Annotated in this window: 4 protein-coding genes; 2 read left to right on the forward strand and 2 right to left on the reverse strand. The window is 72.8% G+C overall.

Going from position 1 to position 8036, the window contains the following annotated elements; translation table 11 throughout:
• The coding region (locus VFZ39_RS14365) for a bacillolysin (RefSeq protein ID WP_330866459.1) at positions 1-792 on the reverse strand (792 nt) is incomplete at its 3' end.
• 105 nt (positions 793-897) lie between these two features.
• Here VFZ39_RS14365 and VFZ39_RS14370 point away from each other — a divergent pair.
• Positions 898-4059 carry an AAA family ATPase gene (locus VFZ39_RS14370; RefSeq protein ID WP_330866460.1) on the forward strand — a complete coding sequence of 1054 codons (3162 nt, stop codon included), beginning with the start codon at positions 898-900 and terminating at the stop codon, positions 4057-4059.
• On the opposite strand, the gene VFZ39_RS14375 is transcribed toward VFZ39_RS14370, so the two are convergent.
• Positions 3996-6635, reverse strand: coding sequence for an alpha/beta fold hydrolase (locus VFZ39_RS14375; RefSeq protein WP_330866461.1), 2640 nt, complete (start codon positions 6633-6635; stop codon positions 3996-3998). The two genes, VFZ39_RS14370 and VFZ39_RS14375, sit on opposite strands and share 64 nt — an antisense overlap.
• A 127-nt stretch (positions 6636-6762) precedes the next feature.
• Here VFZ39_RS14375 and VFZ39_RS14380 point away from each other — a divergent pair, with 127 nt between their 5' ends.
• Positions 6763-7839, forward strand: coding sequence for a class I SAM-dependent methyltransferase (locus VFZ39_RS14380; RefSeq protein ID WP_330866462.1), 1077 nt, complete (start codon positions 6763-6765; stop codon positions 7837-7839).
• The last annotated feature ends 197 nt before the right edge of the window (positions 7840-8036 follow it).

Genomic DNA, 8036 nt, shown 5'->3' on the forward strand with positions numbered 1-8036 from the left:
GTCGAACCGGCGGATGCAGTGCGGCGCCGCGGTGTACGACGTGGCGTCCCAGTCCATCGGACACGCCTGCTCCGCTCGGACCGGCCAGCCGTAGTCGTCGGCCGCGTCGAGCCCCACCGTGACCGCGAGGTAGTCGCCGAAGGACTCGCCGATCGCGCCGGCGTCGATGCTCTGCCCGTAGCCGGGCACCTGCGACTGGTGCACCGCGTGGCCGTACTCGTGGACGATCACCTCGGCGTCCTCGGCGTCGTCCACTCCGCCCTTGCCCAGCCGGATCCGGTACGGCTTGTCAGTCTGGTAGCTGTTGTCCCCGCCGTACTGGTTGATCTTGACCGTGAAGGGTTGCTTGATGATGCCCGGCAGGTCAGAGCCGGGGGCGCCGAAGCCCAACGACTGCAGGTACTCCTGGGCCTGGTTGACCCAGAAGTAGCCCATCACCTGCTCGAACTGGTCCTGGTGCCGGTTGTAGAAGTAGCGGCCGCGGGCCGAGTACGCCGGAGTCCCGGTCGACGACTTGACCACGACCCACTTCCCGCGCAGGTACCCCGAGCCGTCGAGGTTGCGGATCGGTACCTCGGCATAGGCCGAGGCTGGCACGGCGCTCGCGGCGTCCTTCTGATCGGTGAGGGCCTGGTCACCCGAGGACTGCACCGGGTTCACCATGAACACCGCGCCGACGCCGGTGGTCGGGCCTCCCGGCTTGGCCGTGGCCGATCCGCCGTTGACGGCGAGCAGCGTGACCGCCAGCGCGCCGGCCGCCGTCATGGTCGTGAGCTTCGAGAACGCACGCATGTGCAATGTCCCTCCTGGACGCCGTGAGGTCGTGCGGCACCCAGGACCGGGTCCCACCCCGGGAGACTGTAGGCATGATCCGGCGCTCCGCGCCATACTCGCAGGGTGACCGTTCGGGTCGCCCTGTGCGGCACGCTCACCGTGGTCCGGGACGGGGAGTCGCTGTCCGGCCCACGGCTCGGAACCAGGAAGGCGCGCGTCCTCACCGCGGCACTGGCCTCGGGACGCGGCGCGCCCGTCCCGCTCGACCGGCTGGTCGAGGCCGTCTGGGGCGACGACCCACCCCGCGATCCGCAGGGCAACCTCGCCACGCTCGCCAGCCGGTTACGCCGGACCGCGGGCGACGACCTGGTGCAGCAGGCCGGCTCGTCGTACGCGCTCGGGGCAGGGATCGATCTCGACCTCGACGCCGCCGGGCAGCTGGTCGAGGCGGCCGCAGCCCGGCTCGCGCGCGGCGAGCCGACGCTGGCCGTTGCCGCCGCCCAGCGGGCGCTCGGGCTGCTCGGGGACGACGGGACGCTCGCCGCTGAGTGCGAGGGCGCCTGGTCCGAGGCGTTGCGCAGGGAGGCCGCGACGGCCTGCCGCGAGGCGCGGCACCTCCTGACCGTCTCGGCCGTGGCGACCGGCCAGCCCGAGCCGGCACGGCAGGCAGCGGTCGCGGCGGTGGAAGCGGATCCGTTCGACGAACGTGCCCACCGGGACCTGATGACGGCTCTGACGCGAGACGGCCGGGCAGCCGCAGCGCTCGAGGTGTACGCCGCACTCGCGGCCCGACTTGCCGACGAGCTCGGCACCGATCCCGATCCCGAGACCCAGGAGCTCCATCTCCGGGTGCTGCGTGGCGAGCAACCCGGCGGTCGCGCCAGCGCCGAGCCGAGCAACCGGCGGCGGGCAGCGATCGTGGGGCGGGACGAGGAGCTGGCCGCCCTCGACCGAGCCTGGGCAGCGGCGTCGGCCACCGGCGCGGAGCTGCTGGTGGTCTCCGGGGTGCCGGGGATCGGCAAGACCCGACTGCTCCAGGAGGCGGCTGAGCTCGTGGGACGCAGCGGTGGGCTGGTCCTCGCGAGCCGGTGCCGGCCCAGCGAGCGTTCGCTGTTCCTGCAGCCGTACCTGGAGGTGCTCCGGCCGGTATTGCTCGGACTGCCCGAGGAGACGATCCGGACCCTGCTCGGCGGTCACCTCGCGACCTGGGCCGGGCTGCTGCCCGACCTCGGCGACGCCCTGGGCGTCGCGCCGGAGCTCGGGGTCTCGGGCGACCTCGCCCGGCGCCGCGCGTTCGACGCGGTCGTCGCAGCCGTGGCCGCGCTCGCGACCCGACAGCCGGTGCTGCTCACGGTCGACGACCTGCAGTACGGCGCCGACGTGACCGCAGACCTGCTCGCCCACCTCACGGCCCAGCTCGGGCCGGCCCCGGTCCTCCTGGTGGGGGCGACGCGGTCGGAGGCGCTTCCCGCGTTCCGCCCACTCATCGAGCACGGTCGGCCCCTGGTGCTCGGCCCGCTGCCGCCGTCCGCGGTGGCGGCGCTGGCTGCGGCGGCCGGCTTCGCCAACCGGGGCGAGGAGGTGCTCGCGCGCAGCCAGGGCCACCCGCTCAGCGTGGTGGCCAGCCTGCAGGCTCTGGCCGCCGGTACCAGCGGGGTCCCTCACAGCGTCACGCTCGCGGTCGCGGGACAGCTGGAACGCCTGGACCGCGAGGTCGCGACAGTCGCCGCCGCCGCCTCGGTGCTGGGGACCCGGGTCGACCCCGTGCTCGTGGCGGGCCTGGTGGAGCAGAGCGAGGTCGCGGTGGTGATGGCGTGCGAGCGCGCGGTCGGCGCGGGCCTGATGGTCCCGGCCGGGAGAACCTATGACTTCGTCAACGACCTGGTGAAGGACGCGGTCCTCGCCACCCTCCCCGCGCCGCTGACCGTCGCCTACCACCGCCGCGCGGCCGACCTGCTCGCCGGCCGCCCCGAGGAGATGGCGGGACACGCGCACGAGGCCGGGGACGTGGACCGAGCCGCCCACGGCTACCTCGTGGCCGGCCGGACGGCCCGACGGATGGCCGCCCACGACGACGCCCTCGCGCTGCTGGACCTGGCCGAGGAAGACGCGGCAGCCGCAGCCGACCCGGGGCTGATCGCCACGGTGCTTTTGGAGCGGGCGCGGGTGCAGGAGGCGCGGGCGGACTTCGTGGCCGCCTACCGGGACGCCACGGCCGCTGCGGTCCCGGTGACGGCGGCTCGGGACCCGCGGCTCGACATGCGCCGGCTGCGACTGCTCGGCGGCGATCTCTCCGTGGGCCGGCGGCTGCCGCTGGACGAGGTCGTCGAGCACAACCGGACCGGCCTGGCACGCGCACTCGAGCTCGGCGACGCGGTGTCCGCTGCGACCTTCCGGACCCGGATCTCTGTCCTGGAGTGCAGCCGGCTCCGCATCGCGACCGGCCTCAGGACGGCGACGGACGCGGTCACCCGCTCGCGAGCGACAGGGAGACCCGAGGCGATCGCGCGCTCGCTCGACGGACTGAAGGCGGTCCACGCGTACTCCGGCGACGCCACCGCGCTGGCGGGAGTCCTGGACGAGCTGCTGCCGCTGCTCGAGGAGCTCCAGTTGCCGTGGCTGCGCCAGTGGGCGCTGCAGGAGTCCGCCTTGGTGCCGGCGGCGGCAGCCGACTGGACCGAGGCGAAGCGGCGGATCGACGAGGCGTTGGCGGCCAACCGCGAGACGGGGTACGGCGCGTACTCGGCGTACTTCCTCGCCCAGCGCGGCTGGTTCGCCCGGCTCGCCGGGGACCTCGACGCCGCCCTCGTCGACGGCCGCCAGGCCGTGGCCGAGCTGTCGCCGACAGCACACCCCTGGTGGTACGCCAGCGCGGTCGGCGGTCTCGCCACGACGCTGCTCGACCTGGGTCGCACGGACGACGTGGCCGGGCTCTGCCGCGCCGGGCTGGACGCCCTGGGACCGGAGGCGGGCTCGGCGTACCGGCTCCGGTGCCTCGCGCCGCTCGCCGCCCTGAGCGGTGAGGGTCTCGAGGAGGCCGACGGACTGCTGGCCGGGGTCGACGCGCCGCCCCACGCGGCGTGGGTCACCGGCTCAGACGTGTACGAGGCGCTGGCCACCGGGTGGGTGAACGCGGGTGAGCCCGAGCGAGCCGCGCGCGTCGTCGCTCCGCTGCTCGCCGCGACCACGCGCTCGTGGCGGGTGCTCCACGAGCGCGCTCGTCAGAGGACCTCGGCCACCAGCGCCGCCGCGCGGTCGGCTCCGTCCGACGGGACCTCGGCGTAGCGCCGCGGATGCTCCACCTCGGCCACCAGCGCGTCGGCGATCGTGTCGGGATCGGCTGTCTCGTAGTCCATGGCCCGCCCGGCCCCGTGCCGCTCCAGCCGGTGGCGGACGTGGAACTGCTGCTCGAAGTGGTGGCGGAGGGGGAAGTACAGGAACGGCCGCCCGGCGGCGGTGAGCTCCATCGTGGTCGACAGTCCGCCCTGGACCACCGCCACGTCGCAGGCGGCGTGGTGGAGGTCGAGATCGGGGACGAAGCCCTCGACCTGCACGCCGGAGCGCCGCTGGAAGCACGCCGGATCGATCCGGGGCCCGGTGACCAGCATCATCCGCAGCGAGGGGACCCGCGACTTCGCAGCGTCGTAGGCGTCGGCGACCCGTTCCAGCAACGGCCTACCGACCCCGGAGCCGCCGACGGACACGACGCACACGGTCTCGTCCGGTCCGTAGCCGAGCTTCTCCCGCAGCCGATCACGCTCGTCGTGCGATGGTCGCTCCCCCATGACGTAGCCGCTGAACGCGAAGTGCTGCTCGGTCCACTCCCGGATGCCCGGCAACCCGGGACCGAGGGACTCGGGCACCACGTCGTCCGGGTCCCCGACGAAGACCGACCGGTCTCGCAGGCCGGGGTAGCGCGCCACGTGCTCGACCATCTCGGCGTTGTAGTCGGCGGCCAACGCCGCCTCGCGCTCGCCCCCGTCCGGCATCGGCAGCCACCCGACGAAGTCGGTCAGCCAGACGAACGGAGCCCGCTTGAGCCTCGGGTTCTCGTGCAGGAAGTGGTCGAGATCCCACGCCTCGTCACCCACCCACGCGTCGTACTCGCGCTCGGCGACCAGGTCGTCGAAGACGTGGAAGTTGTTGACCAGGATCTCGTCCATCCGCCGGATGGCCTGGAAGGCGTGGAGGTCGTGCTCACCGGCCTCCGACTCGATGTGCGCGGACTCGGTCGCGAGCCAGGCGGACGCGGGGTGAACCTGCTCGCCGCGCGCGCTCAGGAACTCCGTCACCGGCGACTGCGACAGCCAGTCGATCCGGAGGCCGGGCACCTGCCGCCGCAGCGCGTCGGCGATGGCGAGGTCACGACGGACGTGTCCGAGTCCGATCGGTGACGAGAGGAAGAGCACGCTCCGCTCCCGACGACGACCAGGACGCGGTCGTTCAAGCGGTGCAGGTACGCCGCCCTCGACCGTGACGATGGCATCGGCCGGCAGCGGCAACGCCTGCCTATGGTCGTCGACGACGGCCACGACCGGCACCCGACCCGGCTCGGCGTCCACCAGGGCCCGGACCACCGACGACGGCGGTGTGTCGGGCAGCCGCTCGAAGAAGTACTCCAGCAGCCCGGGCTGCTCCGCCAGTGCGACCGGCGCCTCGACGAGCAGCACCGCCTCCACCCGATCGGTCTGCGCAAGCAGCGGCTCGACGACCTCGGCGTGGCCGGGGGGCACCACCACGACGGCCGGAGCTGCTGCCTCGGCCAGCGCCGCGGCTGGATCGTCGGTGATGACGAACCGGACGTGGCGGCCGAGGGCCGGCAGCTGCCGCTGCCAGGCCGCGGCGTGGTCGCCGCTCGCAGCGACGACCACGACCGACGCAGATGGTCCCGACGGAACGCCGGCGTCAGTGGCGTCGCTCCTGGCGCTGAGCCGGGCGCGAACCACGGCAGGCCCATCGACGCGGCGGATCTCGCCGCCGCCGATCCTGCGCATGAAGTCCTCGATCGCATGATTGACGGCGATCGGATCCCGGCCCACCGGTACGTGGCCCGACCCGCCCAGTGCCAGCAGCTCGGCGCCCGCGAGCCGGGCGATGTGTGCGCCACGGGCGAGCACCTGGCACGCGTCGAGGTTTCCGTGGATGACGAGTCCCGGGCACTCGATGCGTGCGAGCAGCTCGGCGGTGGCCTCGGGCGTGCCGGCGCTCAGGGGCGCCAGCTGTGCAGCCACCTGGGCCGGTCCGGTGGACTCGCAGGCCCAGCCCACGAGGTCTTCGTAGATCTTCGTGCTGTGCGAGTCATTGATGATCTGGGAGAAGAAGAACGCCGGCCAGCGCGGCCAGTCGGTGAGCCAGAGCTCCCGGTTGAACTGCCACCAGCCGTCGCCGCCCTCGAACGGGGACTCCCATTCCTCCACGGCCTGGAGGTAGTTGTTCCCGCGGTCCCGCCGCGGCGTGCCCTCGGCCGCCCAGGCGGCGATGGCGACCACACCCTCGGCGCGATCGGGGTGCCGTGCCGCCGACAACAGCGAGTAGTAGGCGCTCATGCAGAGCCCCGCGAGCACAGCCCGCTCGATGCCGAGCTCGTCCATCACCGCGATCAGGTCGGCGTCGTACTCGAGGTCGGAGTAGGCGGCCGGGTCGAGCGGCCGGTCCGAACGGCCGTTGCCGCGCGGGTCGATCACCACCACGCGGTGACGGCGGGCGAGGTAGGGCACTTGCGCCTTCCACATCCGGCTCGTGACGTACACGTCGGCGGGCACGAACACGATCGTCCGGTCTCCTTCGCCGAAGCACTCGTAGTAGACGCGCACGCCGTCCCGTTCGACGTACCCCGCCCGGTCGGGCTCCCGTGCTCGCATCCGCCCCTCCTTGGGTCGACGTATGACGACCGTGCCTCCCGGTGATTGCAGTGCGCTTGCAATCGAGCTGCAACCGGTGCCGCGGACGCTGCCTGCACAGCATCCACCTCATGGAAGGTCCAGGACAATGACCGCAACCACCGACCAGGCACCCGTCGACATGGACAAGCTGATGGAGTTCGTCGGCCAGTTCGCCGGGGACCTCGGCGCCACCGTGGCCGCCGGAAACGTCGTCCTCGGCGACCGGCTCGGGCTCTACCGCCGCCTCGCCGAAGGCCCGTCGACCGCCGCCGAGCTGGCCGAGCGTACCGGCACCCACACCCGTTACGTGACGGAGTGGCTGCGCGGCCAGGCTGCCGGCGGCTACATCCAGTACGACGCCGACGCCGACTCCTACTCGATGACCGCGGAGCAGGCGTTCGCGCTCACCGATCCCCAGGGCATCCTCTACCTGCCCGGCGCCTTCGAGCTCGCCCTCGGCGCCATCGCCGCCGTGCCCCGGATGGAGAAGGCGTTCACGACAGGTGCCGGTCTCGGCTGGCACGAGCACGACGCCCAGGTGTTCTCCGGCTGTGAGAAGTTCTTCCGGCCCGGCTACCTGGCCCACCTCGTGCCGGAGTGGATCCCGGCACTGGACGGGATCCAGCAGAAGCTGGAGTCGGGCGCCCGGGTCGCCGACATCGGCTGCGGCCACGGTGCCAGCTCGATCCTGCTGGCCGAGGCGTTCCCGAGCTCGACCATCGTCGGTTCGGACTACCACGAGGGATCGATCGAGGAGGCGCGCAAGCACGCTGCGGAGGCCGGGGTGACGGACCGGGTGTCGTTCGAGGTCGCAGGAGCGCAGGCGTTCTCCGGCACCGGCTACACCCTCGTCGCGAGCTTCGACTGCCTGCACGACATGGGCGACCCGCTCGGTGCCGCCAAGCACGTGCGCAGCTCACTGGCCCCCGACGGCAGCTGGCTGATCGTCGAGCCGGCGGCCGGCGACACCGTCGCCGACAACCTCAACCCGGTCGGTCGGGTCTACTACAACTTCTCGACGCTGCTGTGCGTCCCCAACGCGCTGTCCCAGCCCGGCGGCTACGCGCTCGGCGCACAGGCCGGCGAGAAGGCGATCCAGCAGGTGTGCACCGACGCCGGCTTCACCCGCTTCCGCCGGGTCGCCGAGACGCCGTTCAACCTGGTCTACGAGGCCCAGCTCTAGGGGGGAGGCGCTCGTGTGCCTGAGAGTGCGCTACAGCGCACTCTCAGGCACACGGCGCGTCACGACAGCTTGCCGTCCAGCACCGTGGGGCGACCGCGGAGGAACGTCGCGACCACCTGACCGGGCAGCTCCATCCCGACGTACGGCGTGTTGCGGGAAAGGGACGCAGAGTCGCGCGCATCGACCACGTGTCGGAC

This window comes from Nocardioides sp. (genome assembly GCF_036374615.1).
Taxonomy (GTDB): domain Bacteria; phylum Actinomycetota; class Actinomycetes; order Propionibacteriales; family Nocardioidaceae; genus Nocardioides.